This is a genomic window from Nostoc sp. DedSLP04, assembly GCF_034530775.1.
In the GTDB taxonomy this organism is placed as follows: domain Bacteria; phylum Cyanobacteriota; class Cyanobacteriia; order Cyanobacteriales; family Nostocaceae; genus Nostoc.
The window spans coordinates 48581-74807 of the sequence record NZ_JAVRCL010000035.1 but is presented as its reverse complement, the minus strand read 5'-3'; the positions used below and the strand labels follow the sequence as shown (position 1 = coordinate 74807).

General features: G+C 42.2%; 16 protein-coding genes. 8 read left to right on the top strand and 8 right to left on the bottom strand.

Annotated features, from left to right (window positions below; translation table 11 throughout):
• Window positions 1-80 precede the first annotated feature (80 nt).
• From RMX89_RS20305 to RMX89_RS20290, 4 genes are all read left to right on the top strand, one after another.
• Entirely contained in the window at window positions 81-218 is a 138-nt protein-coding gene (locus tag RMX89_RS20305) for a hypothetical protein (protein ID WP_322690204.1), read from the top strand.
• Between the two features lie 675 nt (window positions 219-893).
• Window positions 894-2519, top strand: a complete 1626-nt coding sequence (locus RMX89_RS20300; RefSeq protein WP_322690203.1) for an efflux RND transporter periplasmic adaptor subunit — start codon at window positions 894-896, stop codon at window positions 2517-2519.
• Window positions 2520-2747: 228 nt separating this feature from the next.
• A complete protein-coding gene (locus RMX89_RS20295) occupies window positions 2748-5939 on the top strand; it encodes an efflux RND transporter permease subunit (RefSeq protein ID WP_322684612.1) in 3192 nt (1063 codons plus the stop codon).
• A 289-nt stretch (window positions 5940-6228) separates the two neighbouring features.
• Window positions 6229-7611, top strand: coding sequence for a carotenoid oxygenase family protein (locus RMX89_RS20290; RefSeq protein WP_322690202.1), 1383 nt, complete (start codon window positions 6229-6231; stop codon window positions 7609-7611).
• A 217-nt stretch (window positions 7612-7828) separates the two neighbouring features.
• Here RMX89_RS20290 and RMX89_RS20285 read toward each other — a convergent pair whose 3' ends face one another.
• Window positions 7829-8533 carry a CAP domain-containing protein gene (locus RMX89_RS20285; protein ID WP_322690201.1) on the bottom strand — a complete coding sequence of 235 codons (705 nt, stop codon included), beginning with the start codon at window positions 8531-8533 and terminating at the stop codon, window positions 7829-7831.
• A gap of 262 nt (window positions 8534-8795) precedes the next feature.
• On the bottom strand, window positions 8796-9920 hold the full coding sequence (locus RMX89_RS20280) for an acyltransferase family protein (protein WP_322690200.1): 1125 nt from the start codon (window positions 9918-9920) through the stop codon (window positions 8796-8798).
• 517 nt (window positions 9921-10437) lie between these two features.
• On the opposite strand from RMX89_RS20280, the gene RMX89_RS20275 reads away from it, so the two are divergent.
• Together RMX89_RS20275 and RMX89_RS20270 are read left to right on the top strand one after the other, a co-directional pair.
• The gene (locus RMX89_RS20275; RefSeq protein WP_322690199.1) at window positions 10438-15909 is read left to right on the top strand and encodes a Calx-beta domain-containing protein; all 5472 of its coding nucleotides are present in this window, start codon (window positions 10438-10440) and stop codon (window positions 15907-15909) included.
• Between the two features lie 426 nt (window positions 15910-16335).
• Window positions 16336-16797, top strand: coding sequence for a helix-turn-helix domain-containing protein (locus RMX89_RS20270; protein ID WP_322674957.1), 462 nt, complete (start codon window positions 16336-16338; stop codon window positions 16795-16797).
• 105 nt (window positions 16798-16902) lie between these two features.
• Here RMX89_RS20270 and gatA read toward each other — a convergent pair whose 3' ends face one another.
• The gene (gene gatA, locus RMX89_RS20265; protein ID WP_322690198.1) at window positions 16903-18363 is read right to left on the bottom strand and encodes an Asp-tRNA(Asn)/Glu-tRNA(Gln) amidotransferase subunit GatA; all 1461 of its coding nucleotides are present in this window, start codon (window positions 18361-18363) and stop codon (window positions 16903-16905) included.
• Between the two features lie 566 nt (window positions 18364-18929).
• Between gatA and RMX89_RS20260 the strand changes: the two genes are divergently transcribed.
• Together RMX89_RS20260 and RMX89_RS20255 are read left to right on the top strand one after the other, a co-directional pair.
• On the top strand, window positions 18930-20282 hold the full coding sequence (locus RMX89_RS20260; protein WP_322690197.1) for an OB-fold nucleic acid binding domain-containing protein: 1353 nt from the start codon (window positions 18930-18932) through the stop codon (window positions 20280-20282).
• A 202-nt stretch (window positions 20283-20484) separates the two neighbouring features.
• On the top strand, window positions 20485-21081 hold the full coding sequence (locus RMX89_RS20255) for a hypothetical protein (protein WP_322690218.1): 597 nt from the start codon (window positions 20485-20487) through the stop codon (window positions 21079-21081).
• 114 nt (window positions 21082-21195) lie between these two features.
• On the opposite strand, the gene RMX89_RS20250 is transcribed toward RMX89_RS20255, so the two are convergent.
• The 5 genes from RMX89_RS20250 to RMX89_RS20230 form a co-directional block, all read right to left on the bottom strand.
• Window positions 21196-21798, bottom strand: coding sequence for a heme-copper oxidase subunit III (locus RMX89_RS20250; protein ID WP_322690196.1), 603 nt, complete (start codon window positions 21796-21798; stop codon window positions 21196-21198).
• Between the two features lie 97 nt (window positions 21799-21895).
• Window positions 21896-23557 (bottom strand): cytochrome c oxidase subunit I, encoded by a 1662-nt coding sequence (ctaD, locus tag RMX89_RS20245; protein ID WP_322690195.1) that lies wholly within the window; start codon window positions 23555-23557, stop codon window positions 21896-21898.
• Between the two features lie 13 nt (window positions 23558-23570).
• Entirely contained in the window at window positions 23571-24497 is a 927-nt protein-coding gene (locus RMX89_RS20240; protein WP_322690217.1) for a cytochrome c oxidase subunit II, read from the bottom strand.
• A 105-nt stretch (window positions 24498-24602) separates the two neighbouring features.
• Window positions 24603-25220 (bottom strand): DUF2231 domain-containing protein, encoded by a 618-nt coding sequence (locus RMX89_RS20235; protein ID WP_322690194.1) that lies wholly within the window; start codon window positions 25218-25220, stop codon window positions 24603-24605.
• A complete protein-coding gene (locus RMX89_RS20230; RefSeq protein ID WP_322684619.1) occupies window positions 25217-25717 on the bottom strand; it encodes a DUF2231 domain-containing protein in 501 nt (166 codons plus the stop codon). Before RMX89_RS20230 ends, RMX89_RS20235 begins: the two co-directional genes overlap by 4 nt.
• Between the last annotated feature and the right edge of the window lie 510 nt (window positions 25718-26227).

Sequence of the window (26227 nt, the reverse complement as noted above, 5' to 3'; positions counted from 1 at the left end):
GTAGGAAGTTGAGACTGCTCAAAAATAGGAATCTAGAGAACACTAATTGATTGCACGTCGTTCTCGGTGAGGATAACTTGATGATTAATAAAGCTGAATTAATCAGCGTAGGCGTAGCCCGCCGTACCATAGGGGGAAGCAAGCTAGGCGTTGGCAAAGCCTCTCGTAAAGAAGTGTCTTCTAGAGAAGGCATCGCCCCAGACTTTTTTCTTCCCTAAGATCAGTATTCAGTACTACTCAAGAGGGATAAACTCATCTATAAATAATACTAATCTCGTTTGCTATGTGGTTATAATGCAAGCAAGCGCTTGCAAACACTCATAGAAAACATTACCATCAAGTACGGCACAAACTTATGCACCCTTGATCTAATCAGCAACTAAGGTATTTGCAACGACAGGTTTAATCACAGCGACAACGCGAGAAATTACTCGTGTTGCTGCGGTCAATGAGGTAACTTTATTTCGTCATTTACATAACTACAAAAGCAACTGCTAACTTGCTCTAATTACCAAAACGATGCCTTCTCTACAAGACGCACTCGCGTTCGGCGGGCTACGCCTACGCTTTACAGGCAGAAGCTTTAGCTGCAACAACATCAACCGTGCTTTAGCTTAGAGAGAAAGCACTGTGTTTATACTGACTACCAAAAAACTATAAATTACACTTTAAGAAATTGAACGGAGTTAAGTAATGTACAAATCAACCATAATGTGCTGAACAAAATTCCTTGATTTTAGGTGCTAGACATCGTGAGCGATCGCCCAAATACCAAAACATATTTTTCACCAACCTAGAGAAAAAAGGGCTAAAAAACTATTCAAAATAATGCTTTTTTAGCGAAGCGAAAAGTAGATTGCCCAAGTCTAAATCCACAAGACGAGAAAACGAAGATGTCCCATTCTGAGTTCCCTGACTCTCCCTTACCCATTGAAATAGAACAGCCTGCTGTTACTGATTCTAGTCAAGAGTCGCAACAATTGCCAGAGCGATCGCCTAAGCCACCTCAAAAACGGCGTTGGCCGCTACTATTAGGAATCGTTTTATTAATTGCAGGTGTAGGTTTTGGTTGGCGCTGGTGGCAAACTAGTAATGCTAGCAATGCACCTGCGGCTGGGGCAAATGCCGGTCAACCTAGAGCAGTTCCAGTCAAGCTAGCGACAGTGAAAACTGAAACCGTTCAAGACAGTTCGGAGTTTATTGGCTCCTTAGAAGCTCCACGTTCAGTAATCATCAAGCCACAGGTTGAAGGGCGAATTACCGAGATTTTCATCCAAGAGGGCAACCGCGTTCAACAAGGACAAGTCATTATTAGTCTGCAAAGTGATAATGTCCAAGCTCAACTATTACAAGCTAGAGGCACACTGCAAGAAGCCCAAGCAAAGCTTGCCGAACTTCAAGCGGGTACGCGACAAGAAGAAATTGCCCAAGCCAGAGCGCAGTTAGCTCAAGCCCAAGCTCGCTTTAGAGATGCTCAATCGGGATCGCAACCAGAAGAAATTGCTCAGGCTGAGGCTCAAATTCAGTCAGCTAAATCTGATGTGGAACTAGCACAGTCACGCGCCAAACGATATGCACAATTGAGAAAAGAGGGCGCAGTTTCCCAAGATACCTTAGAAGGGTATGTCAAAGAACAGCAAAGTGCTGAAGCTGCTCTGGTCGTAGCCCAGAAACGCCTAGACCAACTCCGCCAAAGCAGAAGATCGAGTATCAACGAGCTAGGTGGTGCTTTGGAACAACAAAAACAAAACTTAAGGCAACTAGAAAATGGTTCCCGCCCAGAAGAAATTGCCCAAGCGCGATCGCAAGTAACTCAAGCAGCTGCCCAAGTTCAAGCGGCCCAAGTCCAATTGCAATACACAAAAGTTCTAGCACCTTTCACTGGCATTGTTGGTGATATTCCAGCAAAAGTGGGAGATTATGTGCAAAAAGCCGATCAACTCACTACACTAACTAGAAACGACTCTTTAGAACTGAATATTTCCGTTCCCGTAGCCGAAGCCAGAAAGTTGCGCTTGGGTTTACCTGTGCAAATGCTGGATGTCCAAGACAAACCCATAGCAAGGGGTAAGATCAGTTTTATCTCCCCAAATGCTAGTTCCGATTCGCAGACAGTTTTAGTAAAAGCCAACTTTGGCAATTCGAGAAATCGACTGCTTAATCTTCAATCAGTGCAAACCAAAGTGATCTGGAACGAACGTCCGGGAATCTTAATTCCAGTTACAGCAGTATCTCGCTTGGGTGGAGAGACTTTTGTATTTGTAGCTGAAGCGCCAACAGAAAAGAACGCTGAACCAACAGAAAAAAAAGCTGAAGCACCAGCAGAAAAGAAAGCTGGAGCGCCATCTTTAGTTGCTCAACAAAAACCTGTGAAATTGGGAGTTATTGAGGGGAATAATTATCAAGTTATCGAAGGACTAAAAGCTGGAGACAAAATTGTTGTTTCCGGTATTCTCAACCTAACTAATGGCGCTCCCATTACTCCTGAAAAAGAAGAAGTTGGTAGCCAGAAGCCTTAGCTGAAGAGGGACAGGGGACAGGGGGCAGGGGAGCAGGGGAGCAGGGGAGCAGGGGGCAGAGGAGCGGGGAGATGAGGGAGATGAGGGGACAAGGAGATAAACAAAACTCTTAACTCCTAACTCTTAACTCTTAACTCTTAACTCCTAACTCAGCACTCCTAACGCCCAATGCCCAATTCCCAATGTCCCATGCCAAATACCAAATACCCAAAGCCCAATTTTTAAACTATGTTTGTTGACTTCTTTATTAAGCGGCCAATTTTTGCGTCGGTATGTGCGATCGTCATCCTTTTAACAGGATTAATCAGTATTCCCTCACTACCGATCGCTAGATTCCCAGAAATTAGTCCCACCCAAATCACTGTAACTTCCAACTATAGCGGAGCTAGTGCAGAAGTCGTAGAAAGCGGAGTGACAAATATCTTAGAAAGGCAAATCAACGGGGTTGAGGGACTAAGATATCTCACTTCTAGCAGCAGTAACGATGGTACTAGTACCATTACAGCCACCTTCGATTCATCGCGTGATAAAGATATTGCAGCTGTGGATGTGCAAAATCGTGTATCTGTTGCCCAGCCACAACTACCAGACTCTGTGCAACGCACGGGAGTACGAGTATCAAAAGAATCTAGTAACATCCTCTTAGCGATTGGTTTATTTGCTGAAAATAAAGAGTACGACAATACATTCTTAAGTAACTATGCCGACCTTTACTTAGCAGATGCCTTAAAAAGAGTCAAAGGTGTGAGCAACGTTCAAATTTTTGGCGAACGCCGCTATGCAATGCGCCTGTGGTTAGATCCAACTCGCCTTGCCAATCGGGGGCTAACAACTCAGGATGTAGCCAATGCTTTATCTGAACAAAACTTGCAAGTTGGTGCAGGGAGAATTGGACAAGAACCTGCTCCTGAAGGACAAAGGTATCAACTTGATGTGCGTGCTGCTAGCCGATTAGCAGAACCATCAGAATTTGAAGAAATTGTCCTCAAAACTGGAGATGATAACACATTAGTCAAGCTCAAAGATGTCGGTAGAGCAGAACTGGGTGCAGAAAACTACAGTTCATTTCTAAGATTTCGTGGTAACGATGCTGTCGGTTTAGGGATTTATCAGATTCCTGGTAGTAATGCCTTGGATGTAGCCAAGGGAGTCAAAGCCGAAATTGCGCGATTGGCTCCAAGTTTTCCCCCAGGCATGAAATATCAGGTAGCTTTTGACACAACCATGTTTGTCGAAGAGTCGATGGCAGAAGTGCTTAAGAGCCTGATTGAATCGGTGGTGCTAGTTGTAATTGTAATTTTTGTGTTTTTGCAGGACTGGCGAACTACCTTAATTCCGGCAATTACTATTCCGCTTTCCTTCATTGGGATATTTGGCTTCGTCAAAGTTTTTAACTTTTCAATTAATAGTTTGACTTTGTTTGGTCTGACTTTAGCATCAGGGATGGTGGTAGATGATGCGATCATTGTAGTAGAGCAAATCAGCCGCTTTATTCAGGATAGAGGTATAAATCCTCGCCGAGCCGCTAGTGAATCAATGGCGGAACTATTTGGCGCGGTGATTGCCACTTCACTAGTGTTGATGGCGGTATTTGTACCAGTGGCGTTCTTTCCGGGAACCACAGGCGCACTTTATCGGCAATTTGCGCTGACGATCGCTTTCTCCATTGCGATTTCGACTTTTTTGGCTTTGACTCTGATACCTTCTTTGTGTGGGGTGTTGTTGCGTCAAGGACAAAGACCTTCAGGCTGGCTGGGTTGGATTTTTGGCCAGATAAATCGCTTTCTTGACTGGGTACAGCATAGTTATAAGCGATCGCTTACTTTTCTAGCACGCATTAAAGGTATCGTCATTGGGTTGTTTATTGTTTCCTTGGGAATGACTGCTTGGCTGTACATGACAGTACCGACAGCTTTTCTACCCGATGAAGACGAAGGCTACTTCATCACAATTATCCAAGGGCCGCAAGGGGTTTCGCTGCAATATACCAGCGATGTGATTGCACGGGTAGAAAAAGAAATTCTGCAAATTCCAGAAGTACTGGGGACTTTTGCGATCGGAGGATTTGGTTTTAGTGGTAGCACCGCCAATAGCGGCATCATCTTTACCACTTTAAAATCATGGGATGAGCGCTCAAAACCCGATCAATCGGTAAAGGCGATTATTGGCAGTTTGCAAGGGAAGTTGATGGCAATCCCAGAAGCCAGAGTGTTTCCTGTGAATCCGCCAGCAATTCAGGGTTTAGGCAACTTTGGCGGCTTCGTCTTTCAACTGCAAGACCGCAGAGGTAACAGTGGCTTAGAAAATTTGGTGCAATCGATGGGTAAGTTGCTGGGTAAAGCTAATCAAACACCAGGATTACAAGCTGTATTTAGCACCTTTGCCGCAGATACACCACAATTGCTTGTGGAAGTAGACCGCAATAAAGCCAAATCATTGCAAGTTTCCATAGATGATGTCTTCAGTACTTTACAAACTGCTTTGGGATCGCAATATGTCAATGATTTTAATCTCCAGCAGCGCAATTATCGGGTGTATCTCCAGGCAGATCAACAGTATCGTTCCAATCCAAAAGATATTGGTAAACTATACGTTCGTTCTCAAAAGAATCAAATGATTCCTTTAAGTAACTTAGTCACAGTTACTCCGACTGTGGGAGCGCAAACGATAAATCACTACAATCTGTTCCGCTCAATTGAAATTAATGGTGCTGCCGCCCCTGGCTCTAGTTCTGGAGACGCAATTAAAGCAATGGAACAAGTTGCTAAAGAAGTTTTACCAGCAGGTTATGGCTATGAATGGTCAGGGACTGCATTAGAAGAAATAGATTCTGGCGGTTTAGCACCCCTGATCTTTGGATTAGGATTGGTATTTGTATTTTTGGTACTAGCTGCTCAATACGAAAACTACATTGACCCCTTTATCATTCTGTTATCAGTTCCCTTAGCTATCTTTGGAGCGCTTGTAGCTCAATCGTTACGGGGTTTTTCTAATGATGTTTACTGTCAAATTGGTCTAGTAATGTTGATTGGTTTAGCTAGTAAAAACGCTATTTTAATTGTGGAGTTTGCTAACCAATTGCGAGATCAAGGTCTTTCAATGACTAAAGCAGTAATTGAAGCTTCACAAGAACGGTTACGTCCAATTTTGATGACTGCTTTTGCTACTCTTTTAGGAATTTTTCCCTTGGCTAATTCCACAGGTGCCGGCGCAGGAAGTCGCCAATCTTTGGGAACGGCAGTATTTGGTGGGATGTTAATCGCTACTTTATTGAGTTTGTTTGTAGTGCCAATTTTGTATATCGTCATTAAGACGATAACAGAGCGATTTATCAAACCAAATCGGCATCAAGAAATAACAGTTGAAGCTGCGTCATTGAATGGTAACACTGCTATATATTCAACAAAATCTGAGGATTGAGTATTTCTCGTTATCGATTGAAGCAAATCAATTTAGAGTTAAATTAGCGGCTGATGTCCTTGTATTAAGTTTATATACAACTAGCGATCGCTAAATAAATCTAGATATCTGCCATAGCACACCTTATTCTGAAGATGAATGGAACCTCTTACAAATCAAACGAATTAAACAGCTAGAGAAAAAATTGAATTTGTAGACCGATTGCAAAAATTCCACAACGCCCTCAAAACCATGTGGGCATAATGACAAACCAGAATGTACAGTACAAATGTACGCTGAAATCAAGACAATGGTAACAATAGCAGTCAATCCCTATCTCGATGGCAATTTTGCTCCAGTTCATGAAGAAATCACCACCGACAAATTGCCAGTTATCGGTGAATTACCCCTTAACCTATCAGGGATGTTTGTGCGGAATGGCCCTAACCCTCAATGGACGCCTATCGGTCAATATCATTGGTTTGATGGGGATGGGATGTTGCATGGTGTGCAAATTAGTAACGGCATAGCCACTTATCGTAACCGCTACATCCAAACTTTCGGATGGAAAAAAGAACGAGAAGCGGGTAAGGCTATCTGGAGTGGATTGTTAGAACCACCACAGATGGATAATCCTTACGGTGCTTACAAAAATACTGCCAATACTGCCTTAGTGTGGCACGCTGGTCAAATGTTGGCGTTGAACGAGGGAGGTAAACCTCATGCCATCAAGCTGCCTGAATTAGAAACCATTGGCGAGTATAGCTACAATGGTAAGCTGGTTTCTGCCTTCACAGCTCATCCCAAGGTCGACCCAGTTACAGGGGAAATGATCTTCTTTGGCTATTCTCTGTTTGCGCCACCGTATCTGCAATATAGTGTAGTCTCAGCCCAAGGCAAACTGTTGCGGACAGTGCCAATTGAACTGCCAATAGGCGTGATGATGCACGATTTCGCCATCACTGAAAACTACACAATTTTCATGGATTTGCCACTGACTTTTAACCTAGAGCGATCGCAACGGGGAGAACCCGTAATGATGTTTGAGCGCGATCGCCCCAGTCGCTTTGGCATTGTACCACGTCACGGTGACAACAGTAATATCCGTTGGTTTGAAAGTCCTGCTTGCTACGTCTTCCATACCCTCAACGCTTACGAAGAGGGAGACGAGGTAGTGCTAATTGCCTGTCGTATGAGTTCTACAACTGTTTTGAGTTCTGATGATTCGCGACCCGACCCAAACGCAAATATTCCCCGTTTGCATCGCTGGCGATTTAACCTCAATACTGGTTCAGTACGTGAAGAAATGTTGGATGATGTAGCTTCCGAATTTCCCCGCGTCAACGAAAATCGATTGGGGCGACAAAACCGATATGGCTACACTAACAAAGCGGCAAACAGTCCCGTACCTTTATTTGATGGTATCATCAAATACGACTTCAGCAATGGAAAATCCCAAATACATGAATTTGGACAGGGGCGTTATGGCGGTGAAACTGTGTTTGCGCCGCGTCCTGGTGCAACGGCTGAGGATGATGGTTGGCTGATGACTTTCGTCCATGATGAGGGTTCAGACACTTCAGAATTAGTAGTAGTGAATGCCCAAGATATAACAGCTGAACCTGTAGCGCGGGTGATAATTCCTCAGCGAGTGCCTTATGGCTTTCATGGCGCTTGGTTTGCTGCAAAATAGCTAAATGGGCGGTTAGAAACCTTGTTTACACAGACAAAACCCGCTTAGGCGGGTTTCAAATTCTTTGAGTCAGCGCAGGCGGACTTGGCTTGTGTAACCACGATTTCTAATCGCCAGGTTATCCCTAATACCTTGGATTAAGAGTTATTGGTGTAAATAATTGGTCTTTCAAGACGCGATAAATCGGGTTTTGGGCTTATATGAACTCCCCCGCAAATTATTTTTCCCTATATCCGCCAGCGTAGTCAATCACGCAGATTGTTCTGTATGATTTGTGAGTTCCATAAGCAACACCAGAGACTTTAAAAGCACCATTAAAAATGTTTTTTCGATGGCCGCGATCGCTCACACCATCATCAATAATTAACTGCATGACGATATCTTGAGCGCTGTTTGGCCCATAACTGATATTTTCACCTGCGGTTGTTTGCCATTTACCATAGCGGTTGATGCGAGTAAAAGGGTTGCTACCATCGCTACCATCATGACCTATAGCACCTTTTGGGCCTTGGTCTTTTACGTGATCTTTTGCTCCTAAAGACATACCCTTAGATGCACTCAAGGTTCCTACAGGACGTGCTGATTTGAGAAATGCGATCGCTTCATCAACTGCCTTAACTCCTTCTTGAGTTCGTAGATAAGTATTATTAGAAATTTTGACTCGGTTCCCCTCAAAGCGCTTCCTATAGTTTTCCAGAACCGGGAGGTATGCTTTAGGATTTGTTCTTACCTTATTTGTTTCAACAATTACCTGTTGTTCCAATGCTGAAAGGTAACTCGCCTTTGCTAATAAAGTTGGACTAGTTTGTTTAACTACTGCTGGGTTAGAGTTGGCTACAGACGGGTTAGATTGAAGTAGTTGATTTGAGCACCCCAATATCAAGGTAATTGGCAAAAATACCCAAAAATTCATGCGACGCATCGATTACCTCACAATTTTTCTATGGATTAATTTAGTGAATTAGAAGAAATAAGAATTTTCAACGCACAGATAAGTCTGTATACGCTTCTGCCGTTAGAAACGATATCAGGGCTTAAGTAAATTTGCTAAAGAAAGCGCAGATTAACGCGCTAATAATATTGATAAAGTTGCGATTGTCTTTGTTCCTAAAGTGTTACAATCCATCACTTAACACCTGTTGTAACATTGAAAACACTAAAACGTAAATAATAACAAAAATTTTTTACACTTTCAGAAACCAGCGTTGCCGATACATCAGAAAACCAACAGCCCACCACAACAACACGGTGACTAAGGCAAATAACAGGGAACCATTCAGCACGCCCGCCCCTGCAAAAAAATTCTGGTAAATCCAATTGTAAGTACTAGGAGCATCTTTGCCGGTGCCAATAGTGGTTTTGACTAAAATTTTAATTAACAAAACCGAGGCAACGAAAAGAGCGATCGCATTTAAGCCCATAATTTCAAAAGGTTTACTCCAGCGACGCATCAGCCGTACTTCGATAAGTTCATAACAAGCTGCTAGTAATAATAACGCCCAACCTGTTGTAAATATTACATAAGAACTTGTCCACAGCTTTTTGTTAATTGGGAATGTCCACCCCCATGTCCAACCGATAATTAAGCAACCGACTCCAAATAATCCTAAACCGATACTTGTACGTGACTGTACAGGTTGACTGCGTATCAATTGACCTGTGAAGTAGCCAGCAAGGACGCTTACTATCGCGGGAATAGTGCTGAAAAGTCCTTCTGGATCTCCCATAAAGTTGAAACCATCACCTTTGTATAAATGTGCTTTGGGAATAATCAGGCGATCGACATAAGCACCGAAATTACCTTCTCGCGTCAAAACTCCCGCACCATGCTCCGGTACTGCTACATACATCATCGTTAGCCAGTAGCCAATGAGTAGCACTGCTGCTAGTATCCATCGGCCTTTGCGCGGAAGGTTGAGAACAGCTAGGGAAGCCAGCAGATAGGTAAGGCTGATCCGCTGCAACACTCCCATAATGCGGATACTACTCAAATCAAAAGTCCAAATACCTTGATTCCAAAAGCCATTTAGTAGTAATCCCAAGGCAAAGAGAATAGCGGCGCGCCGCAATATCCGCCAGTAAACAGCTGAGGTTGGTTTATTGCCTTCGCTGTATTTTGACAGCGAGAAAGTCATCGCTACACCGACAATGAAGAGAAAGAAAGGAAATACCAAGTCCGTTGGTGTGCAGCCGTGCCAATCGGCGTGAGCTAAGGGAGGATATACATCATCTGCGACACCCGCCATATTAACGAGAATCATTCCAGCGATGGTAATGCCGCGAAAAACATCCAGTGAAGTCAGGCGCATAAGCGGAATTTTATGTTAGATGAGTATCTAAAGTACTCCGCTTGATGCGGGTAAGCAAGCAAAATTTATAGGTCTACTTACCAAATATAGTTTTTCATCAAGGTTCCTGCCCATACTATTTTGTATGAAAGAAGTACGCGATCGCACCCAGACCACAGTTTTAGTTTAGCTATTCAAAAAGGATTGGTAGTACTAGAACTGTTAATAAAGCTAGATATACTCAAATTTCAATCAATCTATCTATCGTTATTTAAGTGAAAATGCAGTTGTATTGTCAATAAACTTAGTATAAATTGCTATAAACAAAAGCTGTGACTAAAAAACAGCTAACTTTATTCAAGGCGTACTTGCTTATATAACAACTAAAAATATTGCAGTTTTGTCTCATTAGATAAAAGGTTTAATTACCGATTTCATTTGGGAATGAAAGCGAATGCAGAGTCATTCACTTTCTATTTTGTTATGCACGCTAAATATTACTAAGCTAAAACTATTAAATTATATTTAAGGAATAATTATGATAAAAGTACCAGAAAATCATCACCCTAAAAGCATAAATAAGTCTACTATCAAATTAATAGATGGAAGCACAAATATTGTTTTTATAGATCCAAAAGTTATAGATTACCAAAGCTTAATGGCTGGTATCACACTCGGCAGTGAAGTTGTTATTCTTGATGCCAATAGAGACGGTTTAGCACAAATTACCGAGTTTCTAGCAAAACGTGAATCCAATTCAGTTCAATCAATTCACATTGTTTCCCACGGAAGTGTGGGGAGTTTACAACTAGGGTCAATCAACTTCAACCTTAGCAATCTGGATAGCTACAAAAATCAGTTACAAAAGTGGACAAGTGCTTTAACTGATAAAGCTGACATTCTACTTTATGGCTGTGATGTAGCCAGTGGTGAAGGCACAAAATTTGTACAGCAGATTAGCCAATTTACTGGAGCAGACGTTGCCGCTTCTACTAACAAAACCGGAAGTGCAGCTTTAGGTGGCGACTGGGATTTAGAGGTGAAGACAGGGAAAATTGAGGCTTCTCTGGCATTTAAACCTGAAGTAATACAGGCTTACCAATCGATTTTGCCAGCTAGTTTTACTGGCACATACTCTCAAAACTTCAACACATTAGCTAGTTCTGGAACATCTATTACTTGGACTAATGATTCAACCATTTTGGGCTGGTATGCCACAAGAACAAATTACATCACTGGTACTGGCAGTAATAACACAGGTGGATTGTACAGTTTTGGTAGTGCTAATAATGCAGAACGGGCACTTGGTTCTGTAGCTTCTGGTACTACAGGGACTATTTATTATGGGTTGCGCCTCCAAAACAACACAGGTTCAACAATTACTAACTTGCAAGTAGGTTACACGGGTGAGCAATGGCGTAATGGTGGTAATACATCGCCGCAACAGCTGAAATTTAGTTATCAAACTGGGTCAACTCTCACAAGTTTGACAACAGGAACATGGACACCTGTCACATCGCTAGATTTCACCAGACCAATTGCAACTGCAACCGCAGGTGCCATAGATGGCAATCAAAGTGTCAATCGAATTGTCATAGCACCTGTAATATTTAACCTACCTACCCCAATTGCTAACGGTGAAGAGATTATATTGCGTTGGGAAGACATAGATGATGGAAGCAACGATCATGGTTTAGCGATTGACGATGTATCTGTCAAACTAAATAACACTACTTATGTAGTAACTAACACCAATGATAGCGGTGCTGGCTCGTTGAGGCAAGCTATTATCAATGCCAATAACGATCCAGGGATTGAGACAATCATCTTTGATACGACTGGGATATTTGGTGATGTTACCCCCGACACTATTACCCTCACTTCTGGGGAATTAAATGTTACCGAAGGAGTCATAATTCAAGGAACTGGAGCTAATAAACTCGTCATTAGTGGTAACAATGCTTCCCGTATTTTTAATGCCACTGCATCCCTCTTAATTGATGGGTTACATATAGCTGGGGGAAATGCAGGAAATAACAATGGTGGCGGCATTTACAGTACCAATAGTGTCACAGTCAGCAATAGCATCATTTCTGGCAACACCGCCAACAGTAGCGGCGGTGGCATTTATAGCACTAGTGTCACGGTCAGCAATAGCATCATTTCTGGCAACACCGCTAACAGTAACGGTGGTGGTATCTACAGTACCACTAGTGCGACAGTCAGCAATAGTACTCTTTCTGGCAACACCGCCAGCAACAGGGGCGGCGGCATCTACAGTAGCAATACCACTATTAGCAATAGTACTTTTTCCGGTAACACTGCCAACGATAACGGCGGTGGTATTTTCAGCAGTACTCTTCTCACCATAAGCAATAGCACTATTTCTAGCAATACAGCAAAAAATTCTGGTGGTGGCATCTACACCAGCAATGCCACAGTGAGTAATAGCACTATTTTTGAGAACACTGCTGATAGTGATAACAATGGCACAGGTAATGGTGGCGGCATTTTTAGGTCTGGCGGTACGGTAAGCATCAGCAATAGCATCATTGCTGGCAATATTGACCGAGGTAATCAAGGGCCAGATATCTCTGGGATCAACTTCAATGGTAATGCTTACAACCTGATTGGCAATCTTGCTGGTAAATCATCCGGGACTCTAGGCACGGGTACAGATATTATTAACCCCAATCCCGGACTCAAACCGCTAGGAGATTACGGTGGTTCTACACAAACTCATGCTCTATACTTTAGCAGCCCTGCCAGGAATGGTGGCGATCCCGCTTACAGTGGTGGCTTAACTACGGATCAGCGCGGCACGGATTTTAACCGAATTGAAAGCGGGAGAATTGACATTGGAGCATTTGAATATGTGCTTCCAAAAGTCAACTTTGGTGCTGCTACGTACAATACAACAGAAGATAGTACCGCCACTACAGTAACTATTTCTGTTACCTTAGATGCCTCTCCTGAAACCGCTGTTACAGTTCCTATTGTCGTCAAAAACAATAGTACGGCTACTAATGGCAATGATTACACTTTTTCCCCCGCTACCATCTCCTTTACTGCTGGGGCAACAGGCGCAAATTTAACAAAGTTAATTACTTTTACTATTAACCCAGACGATTTACCTGAAAATGCAGAAACAGTTGTACTCAACTTTGGCACGCTAACAGGAGCTGATTTGGGGACAATAACTGAAACTACTCTAAATATTGCTGCTAATGATGCAATTCAATATGCAATTTCCACTCCCACCTCAACTTTAACTGAAGGTAATAGCGGTACTCAAGCTGTTACCTTCACAGTTACTCGTAGTGGTGGTATTGGCGTGGCTAGTACTGTAAATTATGCTTTTAACGGTGCAGCAACTTTTGGCAGTGACTATAACAATATTCAAGTTACGGGTGGAGGAACTGCTACATCTGGAACTTTAAGCTTCGCTGTTGGGGAAACCACAAAGACAATTACAGCTAATGTTTTGGGTGACAACACATTTGAACTCAATGAAGACATTACTGTTATTCTGAGTAACCCCAGCCTCATAACTGGAGCGCCAAATTCTACAATTACTAACAGTTCGGCTACAGTAAACATCATCAACGATGATAGCCAACCAACTATCAACATCTCAGATGTCTCAGTTACTGAAGGCAACACAGGTACAACAACTAATGCTAACTTTACGATCAGTCTTTCTAATCCTAGTTATCAGCAGATTACTGTAAATTACAACACCACTGATGGCACTGCTAATGCTGCTGACTCTGATTACAACTCTGTTTCTGGAACTATTACTTTCAATCCTGGCGAAACCAGTAAAACTCTTAGCATTGGTGTTGTAGGCGATAACAAATTTGAAACTGACGAGACATTTTCTGTCAATCTTTTGGGTGCAACAAATGCTGCGATCGCAGATAGCTTAGGAGTTGGTACTATTATCAACGATGATAATCAACCAACTATCAGTATCTCGGATATCTCAGTTTCTGAAGGCAATACAGGCACAACAACTAATGCCAACTTTGTTGTCACTCTCTCCAATGCCAGTTATCAGCAGATTACTGTAAATTACAACACGAGTGATGGCACTGCTCAAGTTGCTGACTCTGATTACAACTCTGCTTCTGGAACTATTACTTTCAATCCTGGGGAAACTAGCAAAGTTATTAGCATTGGTGTTATTGGTGATAACAAAACTGAAACCAACGAGACATTTTCTGTTAATCTTTTGGGTGCGACAAATGCCGCGATCGCAGATAGTTTAGCAGTTGCTACCATCATTGATGATGACAACCAACCAACTATCAGTATCTCAGATGTCTCAGTTACCGAAGGCAATACAGGCACAACAACTAATGCTAACTTTACTATCAGTCTTTCTAATCCTAGTTCTCAACAGATTACTGTAAATTACAACACGAGTGATGGCACTGCTCAAGTTTCTGACTCTGATTACAATTCTGATTCAGGAACAATTATTTTCGCTCCTGGTGAAACTAGCAAAACTCTTAGCATTGGTGTTTTAGGCGATAACCAAAGTGAAGCCAACGAGACATTTTCTGTCAATCTTTTGGGTGCAACAAATGCCGCGATCGCAGATAGTTTAGGAGTTGGTACTATTCTCAACGATGATAACCAACCAACTATCAGCATCTCGGATATCTCTGTTGCTGAAGGCAACACAGGCACAACAATTAACGCTAACTTCACTATCAGTCTTTCTAATCCTAGTTCTCAACAGATTACTGTAAATTACAACACGAGTGATGGCACTGCTAATGCTGCTGACTCTGATTACAACTCTGTTTCTGGAACTATTACTTTCAATCCTGGCGAAACCAGTAAAACTCTTAGCATTGGTGTTGTAGGCGATAACAAATTTGAAACTGACGAGACATTTTCTGTCAATCTTTTGGGTGCAACAAATGCTGCGATCGCAGATAGCTTAGGAGTTGGTACTATTATCAACGATGATAATCAACCAACTATCAGTATCTCGGATATCTCAGTTTCTGAAGGCAATACAGGCACAACAACTAATGCCAACTTTGTTGTCACTCTCTCCAATGCCAGTTATCAGCAGATTACTGTAAATTACAACACGAGTGATGGCACTGCTCAAATTTCTGACTCTGATTACAATTCTGATTCAGGAACAATTATTTTCGCTCCTGGTGAAACTAGCAAAACTCTTAGCATTGGTGTTTTAGGCGATAACCAAAGTGAAGCCAACGAGACATTTTCTGTCAATCTTTTGGGTGCAACAAATGCCGCGATCGCAGATAGTTTAGGAGTGGCTACCATCATTGATGATGACAACCCAACAACTGTCAGTATCTCCGATGTCTCAATTGCTGAAGGTAACACAGGCACAACAACTAATGCTAACTTTATCGTCACTCTCTCCGCAGCGAGTTTACAGCAGGTTACTGTAAATTACAACACTAGTGATGGCACTGCTAAAGTTTCTGACTCTGATTACAACCCTGCTTCCGGGACAATCGTTTTCAATCCTGGCGAAACTACCAAAACTCTTGCTATTGGTGTCATAGGTGATAACAAAGCTGAAACTAACGAGACATTTTCCGTTAATCTCTTCGGTGCTACAAACACCACGATTACTGATAGCTTGGGAGTGGCTACTATCATAAATGATGACCAACCTCCAGCCATTAGCATTGCAGATGTATCAGTCAAAGAAGGCACAACAGGAATGACAACTAATGCTAATTTTGTCGTCACTCTCTCGAATGAATTCTATCAACCGATAGCCGTAAATTACAGTACGAGTGATGGTACCGCTAAAGAATCTGATTCGGATTACAATTTTGGTTTAGGGACAATTGTTTTCAACCCTGGCGAAACTAGCAAAGTTATTAGTATTGGCGTCAGAGGTGATAATAAAGTTGAGTCCAATGAAACATTTTTTGTCAATATCTATGGTGCAGCAAATGCCATATTTAATAATCACCAAGGAGTTGGCACAATCAAGAATGATGACTAATCGTTATTAGACTTATTGCAAAAGTCGGGGTAAAGGGGAAGGGGGAAGGGGAAAAGGGTAAAGAAACTCAAAATTCTTTCCCTTTAACCTTTTCCCTTTTCCCCGACTTTTGCAAAAATATATTTTGCAAGAGGTCTATTGAACAGAACATTAGCGATCGCTGCAATTATCCCAGCCCAGAGTAGCCGTTGGTAAAATACTTGTGCTATAAATTACAGATTTTTGATTTATCCAACCAAATTTTATAAATTAAAGTATCAAATCTAACTAAATATTCACGTAGTTAAAGTTCGACTAGCATTTTAAAATACAGGATTAAGCCATTATCAAAAAAATTTATCCGAAAATCAAATATTCAGTAAAATTACGTATGCGGATCGAAGTCTTCTCAATGAATAGTAGAATTAGCCCATACAGGAGAAGACTGTGACGCTCTTAAATGAAGCTCAAGTAGAGCAACTAAAGGAAATAACCACACGCTTGCGACAAGTAAGACAAGAAAAATCTATTCGCATAGAAGAAATAGCCTCTCAGACAATGCTTCGAGTAGGTATTTTGCAAGCGTTAGAAGAAGATCGATTTGAAGAATTGCCTGAGCCGATTTTTCTGCAAGGATTCATCCGTCGTTATGGAGATGCTTTAGGGCTGGATGGAAATGCTTTATCGTACAGCCTTATAACCAATGTTGTCTGTAAAGACTCTAAAAATGCTCGCCACTCAGACAATAAACAAAATACATACATACCTCTTGTTCTGACCTATATTTTATTATTGGTTGGTGCATCTGCTGGTCTTCTTCATATACTTAATCCACAACTGACAGCTGAATCTCTGACTCCAGAAAATAATAATCAACAGTCAATAGTCAGTAATCAGACTAACAAATGACCAAAAACATAGAGGGAGTGGAAAGACGCGATTAATCGCGTCTGTACCGAGTAAAGGAAAAGAATTAATAACCAATGACAAATGACCAATGACAAATGACAATTTTCAAGATATTTGGGGTTTACGCAGATGCCAAGTAGTAGATTGTTCATAAGCGTAAGCTACCTGAAACAGTTGGTCTTCTCGCAGCACATTGCCAATTAGCTGCAATCCTATCGGTAGCCCTTGGTCGTCAAAACCACACGGCAAACTCAAACTGGGTAAACCAGCAAGATTTACAGGAATAGTCATCAAGTCATTCAAATACATACTCAAGGGGTCAGTAGTTTTTTCCCCTGCTTTGAATGCTGTAGTGGGAGATGTGGGACAAACTAACACATCGACCGCGCCAAAAGCCTTTTCAAAGTCTTGCTTAATCAAAGTACGGACTTTTTGCGCTTTCAGGTAGTAAGCGTCATAATAGCCAGCCGAAAGGGCGTAAGTGCCAATCATAATCCGGCGTTTGACTTCTGTACCAAAACCAGCGGCACGGGTACGAGTGTACATTGATAGCAGATTATCTGCATCAGGAGCGCGATACCCATATTTAACGCCATCGTAACGAGCCAGATTTGCTGATGCTTCTGATGGGGCGATGATGTAGTAGGTGGGTAAGCCATAGCGAAAGCGGGGACAGGAAATTATATGAATTTCGGCTCCCAAACTTTGTAGTTGATCTACTGCTTTGGTAACAGCTTGTTCCACTACAGAGTCTAAACCTTCACCAAAAGTTTCTTTAATGATACCAATTCTTAGCTGACCTCTAGGTTTGAAGTTTGGTTTTAAGCTAGCAGCATAGTTGGGAATGGGAACTTTCAGGCTGGTAGAGTCTTTGGGATCGTAACCTGCGATCGCACCTAATAATATTGCCGCATCTTCTACCGTATTTCCAAATGGCCCAATTTGATCCAAAGACGAAGCGTAAGCCACCAAGCCATAACGGGAAACCAAACCATAAGTAGGTTTCATTCCCACCACACCGCAGAAAGATGCAGGTTGGCGAATCGAACCGCCAGTATCAGAACCGAGAGCAACTACACATTCTTGAGCCGCCACCGCCGCCGCCGACCCTCCAGAAGAACCACCTGGAACTCGTGACAAATCCCAAGGATTAGCCGTGACTTGATAGGCAGAGTTTTCTGTAGAACTACCCATTGCAAACTCATCCAAGTTGGTTTTACCTACCATTACCGCCCCAGCATCTGCCAGTTTTTGCGTCGCTGTTGATTCATAAGGCGGCACAAAATTTTCCAAAATCCGGGAGGCGCAGGTGGTAGGAATCCCTTTGGTACACATATTGTCCTTAATACCCACAGGAATGCCCGCTAGCAGCCCAATTTCTTCTCCTGCGGCAATTTTGGCATCCACAGCACCCGCCTGCTCTAATGCCCGGTCTGCCGTTACACATAAAAAGCTGTGCAATTTCGGCTCTAACGCTTGAATGCGCTCTAAAGCTTCTTGGGTAATTTCAACGGCAGAACGTTCTTTTTTAACCAGCTGTTGGTGCAACTCGCGGATGGATGCCATGATTGCTCTCTTTGTGACTCAAGTCATTGATTCTAGTACATATTGGTCAAAATTGGGTATTGGTTATTGGGCATTAGACTTCTTGCAGCAGTTGGGTAAAGGGTAAAGGGGAAAGGGATAGAATTAACATTCCCCTTTAACATGAACCCCCTTTCCCTACAAGAGTGCAAAAGGTACAAATGCCAAGAAACTTCATGAGTGGAACTTACAAGGAACAATAAAAATATCTCTTCCCCAGTCCCCAGTTCCCAGTCCCCAGTCCCCAGTCCCCAGTCCCTATTTTTAAGGCAGGTCTATTGCTTATTCTCCTCTGCTTGCCATTCCCCATTCATCTGACTAAGCGGATTAATATGTATTGAAATGTGTTTAATATGTTTTTAAAAACAGCAAATACATGGCTATCAACCTTCTATTGAATAGTTTGTCAAAGTTTTCATATATATTGGCTGCTTTTGTGTAAGAGTATAGCAGTGTTTTCTAATGATATAATTTTGTATTACACCTTATTAATACTACAAACTTCATAATTTTATTCAACTCCACAAAATTTTTCGAGGTGAGGTAGGATGATAAAAATAGCCACACGTAAATATTTAGGCAAACAAAATGTTTATGACATTGGGGTGGAGCGTGACCATAATTTTACGATAAAAAATGGCTTAATAGCTGCTAATTGTTTCAATAAATCCCATTCGACAGCCTATGGTTATGTAACATATCAAACAGCATATTTAAAAGCTAATTACCCATTGGAATATATGGCGGCCCTGTTAACAGCTAACAGTGGTGATACCGATAAGGTACAGAGATACATTACTAACTGTACAAATATGGGGATATCCATAGATCCACCAGATATTAATCGTTCTGGTGTTGATTTTACGCCAACGGCAGGAAAAATTCTGTTTGGATTTTCAGCAGTGCGTAACGTGGGACAAAATGCGATCGCTTCTATTTTGTCAGCGAGAAATGAGACAGGAGAGTTTAAATCACTCGCTGATTTTTGCGATCGCGTCGATTTGCGTGCTGTTAATCGCCGAACTCTGGAGTCGCTGATTTACTGTGGAGCCTTTGACAAAATTGAATCCAACCGCCAACAGTTAATTAACGACTCAGAATTAGTGTATGATTGGGCACAATCTCGTGCGAAAGATAGAGCTAGTGGTCAAGGGAATCTATTTGATTTATTGGGCGACGGCTTTTCTTCGACTCAGAATAAAAGAGCAAATAATGCCTTTGAAACTGCTCCCAAATCTAAACCTGTGACAGATTTACCCCCACAGAAAAAGTTGCAGATGGAGAAAGAATTATTAGGCTTTTATGTATCAGATCATCCACTGAAATCCTTACGGCAAATAGCACCGCTTTTGACACCAATTAACCTTTCGCAACTAGGAGAACAAAGGGAAGATACACGGCTTTGTGCAGTTGTGATGTTAAATAACGTCAAAAAAGTGGTGACAAAAAAAGGCGATCAGATGGCGATCTTGCAAGTAGAAGACCTAACTACACAATCAGAAGCTGTAGTTTTTCCGAAAACTTATGAACGCATAAGTTCCCTACTCCAAGTTGATACTAGATTGATTATTTGGGGCAAAGTAGACCGACGTGACGAGCAAACTCAATTTATTCTTGAAGATGCAGAACCAGTGGAAACAGTACAAATGGTAATGGTGGAATTAAATCCCCAGCAAGCAGGTAATATGGAAGATTTACATCGCTTGAAAACGATTTTACAAGACCATTCAGTAGACAAAGAAAAGGCAAAAATGCCAGTGATTGGAATTATTCAAACTGAAACTTCTCGTAAACTTGTTCGCTTAGGTTGGCAATTTTGTGTACAAGATTCTCGAATAACTGTTCAAGCTTTGCAAAACGCCAGTTTTCCTGCTCATATAAAATCGCTGACTGGTAGCTGAGGCCAGGTGTGAAAAATCCACCAATACTGAAAAGCAACTTAAAAATTCCTTTGATTGAACTGTCAACAGTAAATTGCCTTAAGTATCTAGGATTTTAATCGTTTTTTTAGTTACTTATGCGGATGATAATTTCCTTGAGAGAGTGGTATCTTTTGATGCTAAGACCCTTAAGGCTGCGACCGGGGGAAGGAGTTAGAACTTGATGATTGTCAACGAGCTACATAGATTTGTTTCATACTGTAAAAAAATTCAACCCCAAACTCATGAGGACATTCAAAAATTTTTTGAAGGAGTGATATTATTTCCTTATGATAAGGAACTTCTATTGCAAGCTTATTTATTTCTGAATATTAAAGAATTGTTTCCCTCGTGCGCTGAATTACTGTTATTTGAAAAGTCTCCAATTTCAGATTATACAGATTTAGGAAAATGCGATTTTGTCTTCCTAACCTTTAAGGGTAGTCTCTTTTTAATTGAAACTAAGTTTATTGATACAGAAGCAACTGGAGCAACAGAACGAAAAAGGAGAAATAAGCATAGAAACAAAGTATTTGAGCAAGTCATTACTTTAAAAGGTCGATTTAGCGAATATTGGAATATGAGGCTAGATCAATTAGAGTGCGGGGTTTTCACAACAGATTCAGAAGTTGCTTGGCGAGGAAATGGTGTGAATGTTACATCTAAATCAATATCTATAGATAAGCTCGAACAATGGCGAAGAAATTATCACAGTAGTGAAAAATTTTTATCTCATCAAGATGGGTCAAAGTTTGAGAATAAGGTTAATTTAAAAAGTTGAACTAAGACCCAAATATAGTTATTACAGTGAATGGTGTATGGGGCATAAAAGTAATTAACAATGCCACATACACCAACCCAGAGAGTTTATCTGGGTTTTCCTTCCCACCAATCTTTACTGCCAAACATAGATAAGGATAAACAAAATAATCCAGATAACATCGACGAAGTGCCAAAACAATGAAGTTGCATTGACGCCGAAGTGACCTGTATCGTAGTTGCCAGGTAGAAAAGAACGTACCAAAATTATCAATTGCAACAGAATACCAGTGAAAACGTGCAAACCGTGGAAGCCTGTAAGTAGATAGAAGGTTCCACCAAATACCCCGGAGGTGAAACCAAAAGCCAGGCCGTTCCATTCAATCGCCTGTCCAACTAAAAAGTAAGTTCCCATCGCCATTGTTGCTAAGAGAAACAGGCGAAATTTCACTAAGTCATGGCGTTGAAGGGCGCGTTCTGCTAAGTAAATTACAAAGCTACTAGCAACAAGAATTACTGTGTTGATTGCCGGTTCTTTTACTTCTAATCCAGAAACACCTGCTGGTAGCCAGTTAGGGGTTGTTGTTTTGTAGATGGCATATCCGGCGAAAAAACTCAAGAAAATGACGCTTTCTGAGAGCAGGAAGACGATGAAGCCAAACATTTTGTTGCCTTCTTCGTCGTGGCTGTGTTCTGCGCTTGTATGGGGCAATTCGTGGGAATTGATATAGCTGTCCATTTTGATTTTTGAGGGGGGAGAATTTGAAACGCAAAGGTACGCAAAGGGAAGCGCAGAGGTACGCGGAGGGTTTTTGCGTCTTCCCGATAGTTTGCGTTTATTCTGGGAGATTGGCTGTTAAGGGTTCTGATTTGCCGTAGCCGTAGGGTTCGGAGATGATGATGGGAGTTTCTTCAAAGTTTTCTACTGGGGGTGGTGAAGAAACTAACCACTCTAGTCCGATTGCTCGCCAAGGGTTAGCGGGTGCTTTCTCGCCTTGCATCCAAGAAATCACCATGTTGAAGATGAAGGGCAAGGTGGACATTCCTAAGAGAAATCCGCCGAGGCTGGCGATGATATTCCAGAATTGATACTCTGGGGCGTAGGAAGCAACTCGGCGTAACATTCCTTGCAATCCCAAGGGGTGCATGGGCAAAAAGTTGAGGTTTGTGCCGATGAAGGCTAACCAAAAGTGGATTTTACCCCAGCTTTCGGAGTACATCCGTCCAGTCATTTTGGGGAACCAGTGATAGATGGCTGCAAATAAGCCCATCGTCACGGTGCCGTAGAGGACGTAGTGGAAGTGTCCGACTACAAAGTAGGTATTGTTAACGTGGACATCGACCGGCACTGAGGAAAGCATGATGCCTGTGATGCCGGCGAAGACAAACATGATTAATCCGCCCAAGGCAAAAAGCATGGCGGTATTTAGCCGCAGTTTACCGCCCCAAATAGTTGCTACCCAAGCAAATACTTTAATTCCCGTGGGGACAGACACGCACATTGTCGTCAGCATGAAAATCAACCGCATCCAGCCTGATGTACCACTGACGTACATGTGGTGTACCCAAACAATGCCGCTTACTCCTGCAATCAAGATGGATGAAATAGCAACTACTTTGTAACCAAATAAAGGTTTACGTGAATAAACTGGGAAGATTTCTGAGAAAATCGCAAAGACAGGCAGAATGATCACGTAAACGGCGGGGTGGGAGTAGAACCAGAAGTAATGCTGGAACATGACTGGATTCCCACCTTTGCTAGGGTCAAAAAAGGCGGTGCCAGCTGTGAGGTCGAGTAGCAGCATCACCGCGCCAGCTGTCAATGCAGGTAGTCCGAATAGTTGGATAATCTGGGCGCTAAATACTCCCCAGACAAACAAGGGCATCCGAAAGAAGCCCATTCCTGGGGCCCGCATCTTCACGATTGTAGTGACAAAGTTGACTGCCCCCATAATTGAGGATACGCCGGATATTGCCACTGCTAAGAGCCAGAGAACTTGACCATTAATCAAGTTACCTGTGGGATTCTGGAGACTGACTGGCGGGTAAGACCACCAACCGGCTTGGGCTGGGCCACCAGGGACGAAGAAGCTCCCCATCATCAAAATCCCAACTACTGGCACCATCCAAAAGGCAACGGCATTCAGGCGGGGAAATGCCATATCTCGCGCCCCAATCATCAGGGGTACTAGATAGTTGGCAAAACCAACCAGTGAGGGAAATGTCCACAAAAACAGCATCACAGTGCCGTGCATGGTGAACATACCGTTGTAGATGGTGCGATCGACTAAATCTGATTCGGGTGTCATCAGTTCTCCCCGCATCACCATCGCAAAGATACCGCCAACGAGAAAGAAGAAAAATGAGGTAACGAGATACTGGATACCAATTACCTTGTGGTCGGTACTAAAGCTGAAGTATTCTTTCCAGCTACTTGAAGATTCGTGGTTATGCTTCTCATCAGGGAGAAGAATACCTTCAATAGGAACATTAGTCATGATTACTTTCCTTTCAACCAGGTGAATTGACTAGAGGTGGTGCAGCAGGTGGAACTGTAACCCAACCTGTTTGGACTGATTGATTGGATGTTTGGGCATACTCAGAAGCTGCCTGATTATTTGCTAGGGATGGCTTTTGGATTGCAGCTTGTGCTAGCCACCGCTGATAATCTTCAGGAGATTCGACGACTACATTTGCTTGCATCGTCGCAAAGTATGTGCCGCTATATTGGGAATCGGTTAATCGGTATTGTCCGGCGCGGATGGGAGTAAATTCAAAGTCGATCGCATGGTTGGGAATAATATCCTGCTTGAGGCGGAACGCAGGAATATAGAAGCCGTGGAGAACATCCTGTGATTTCAGCGCTAAACGTATCCGGCGATCGCTAGGTAAATGCAATTCGCTACTGGTAATATCTTTTTCAGGATAATGAAAAACCCACGCCCACTGTTTAGCTAATACGTCGATTTTTTCTACAGGTTCCGCTAAAGCGTTAGCTGGTACATCTTTTGGTTCTGCATGAGCCGATTGCATTGCTAGCGGATTATGCAGGTGAACTAATTCCGATGGGCCTTGAATCCCCATTTGTTCATAAACTTGGTAGCTGTAACCCGCAATCCAAAACACCAAAAGAATTGGGATTGCTGTCCAGACAACTTCTAAGGTGACATTGCCATGAATTGGGGGGCCGTCAGTGAAGTCATCTTTGATGGCCCGATGGAAGACCACAGAATACATTAAAGTACTTGTTACTCCCAAGAAAATGAAGGCACCGAGGGTTACTAAGAAGCTAATCAAATCATCAATTAGTAGGGATTCGGCTGCTGCTTGGGGGGGAAGCCAAAAGTAAGCCTGCTTCCCGATCCAGAGACTCGTAACAGTCACTGCGATCGCGCCTGTAAGCAGCGTCAAAATATTTAAAATCTTCTGGATTTTCATCATTGGTTATTAGTCATTGGTCATTGGTCATTGGTCATTGGTATTAGTCATTGGTCATTGATCAAAGGACAAATGACAAAGGACTAAGGACAAATAACAAATGACTTACTTGAGTGTTGTATTGAGGTCTTGGCCTAATCGCAGCAAACTATCTGCGGTATTGTGTACGCCAAATTCGGTGGCTAGTTGCGCTCCTAGTGTGCCGTGGATGTACAGGATGAACATGATTCCTATGCCTGCGAACAGATAGATCCATTGCACTTCTCTATCTGTCTGTTTATATTCTTGTTTGCCCCAAACGAAGTGCTGCCATGCTCTCCAGATGGTCATGCCAACAATCAGCGCTAATAAGAACACACCACCCACACCATGCCAAAGCATAGTTTCCATTGCCTGCAATCCCCAGGCACTCTTTATATCAGCTGGTGGTGCTGCCAATAGCATTTCGTAAAAGCCTGCTCCCACTGTGAAAAATGTGATGATGCTGGCAGCTAACATGTTGTACCAGCCAACAGCAAATAAGTTGTCACGTTCGACAGTAATTGCCAAAAATTTGAAGACCCATTTTTCAAAGGGGAACAGAACACCAGCAATATCGAAGGTCATCGCAATGATGAACAAACCTATTGTCAGATGCACTAAGTTGGGATGAATGGGAATTGTGTAAGGTAATCCGTTTGCACCTAAAGAACCGTTCAATTGGTCAATTAATTCTGAGTTCATCGCAACACACCATCCTTTACTGCTTCCACAACTGGCACGGTATGCAATCCATATACCCAAACAAGTTCATCTCCGAGATATACTTGTAAGCCAACTATCAGGGTTAAAACTAGTCCGGCTCCCAAATAATAAATCGGTACTTTTTTAGGATTGCGGGCACGAATTACATAGCGCCAAGCTGTAATCGCTGTGATAATTCCTGAAAGCGACCAACCAATTAGCGTATGCAAATTCAGCACCGATTTCGCTAGGCTGTAAGGCTGTGCTAAACCCGCTTCAAACTGACCAAAAATAATCGCGACGAAGATGGCGATCGTGGCAACTAACATATTCCACCAACTCACCTCAAAAAGACCGGATTTACCAGTAAAATAGCCAATTACATCGCAGAAGAAGGAAAACAACACCATCGCAATTACGAAGTGGACAACGATGGGATGAATCGTATCTGGATAGGGCAAATTGTGGTCGTTCAAAGATGTCAAATACTCAAGCATCGTCTTCTCCTGGACATATCTACCGCACTTTGGTCAATAAATTTTGGATTTTGGATTTTGGATTTTGGATTGCGATCGCGCAGTCTTAGCGAGCGTCTTTTAGATTTATTCCGTCTCAGACGAGATATAAACTAGAAGACCCTAATCAAAAATCTAAAATCGCTAGTCAAGCTTCAATAATTTATGGATACTCACTAACATCACCACAAGTATCCATCCATAATTGACCGAATTCTGTTCAATATCTGCGCGGTGCAATACGCTTAATCATGTCTTAGCTTTTTGTAGCCAAATTTGGTTAAATTGCCTACATGGAATAATTTTTGTTTTGATTCATTTCCTTATACCAATAGTCTGCAACAGCAATTCTTGATGTAGCTAAATCAAATCGCTGTCGTTTGTTGATTTGCTTAACCTATCCTTTAGCTTAAGTAAATTTTTATGAATTGTCAAAACAATAAATATTAAACTTTTAAAGGTTAGTTTTTTAACAAAAAAAGATTTTCATAA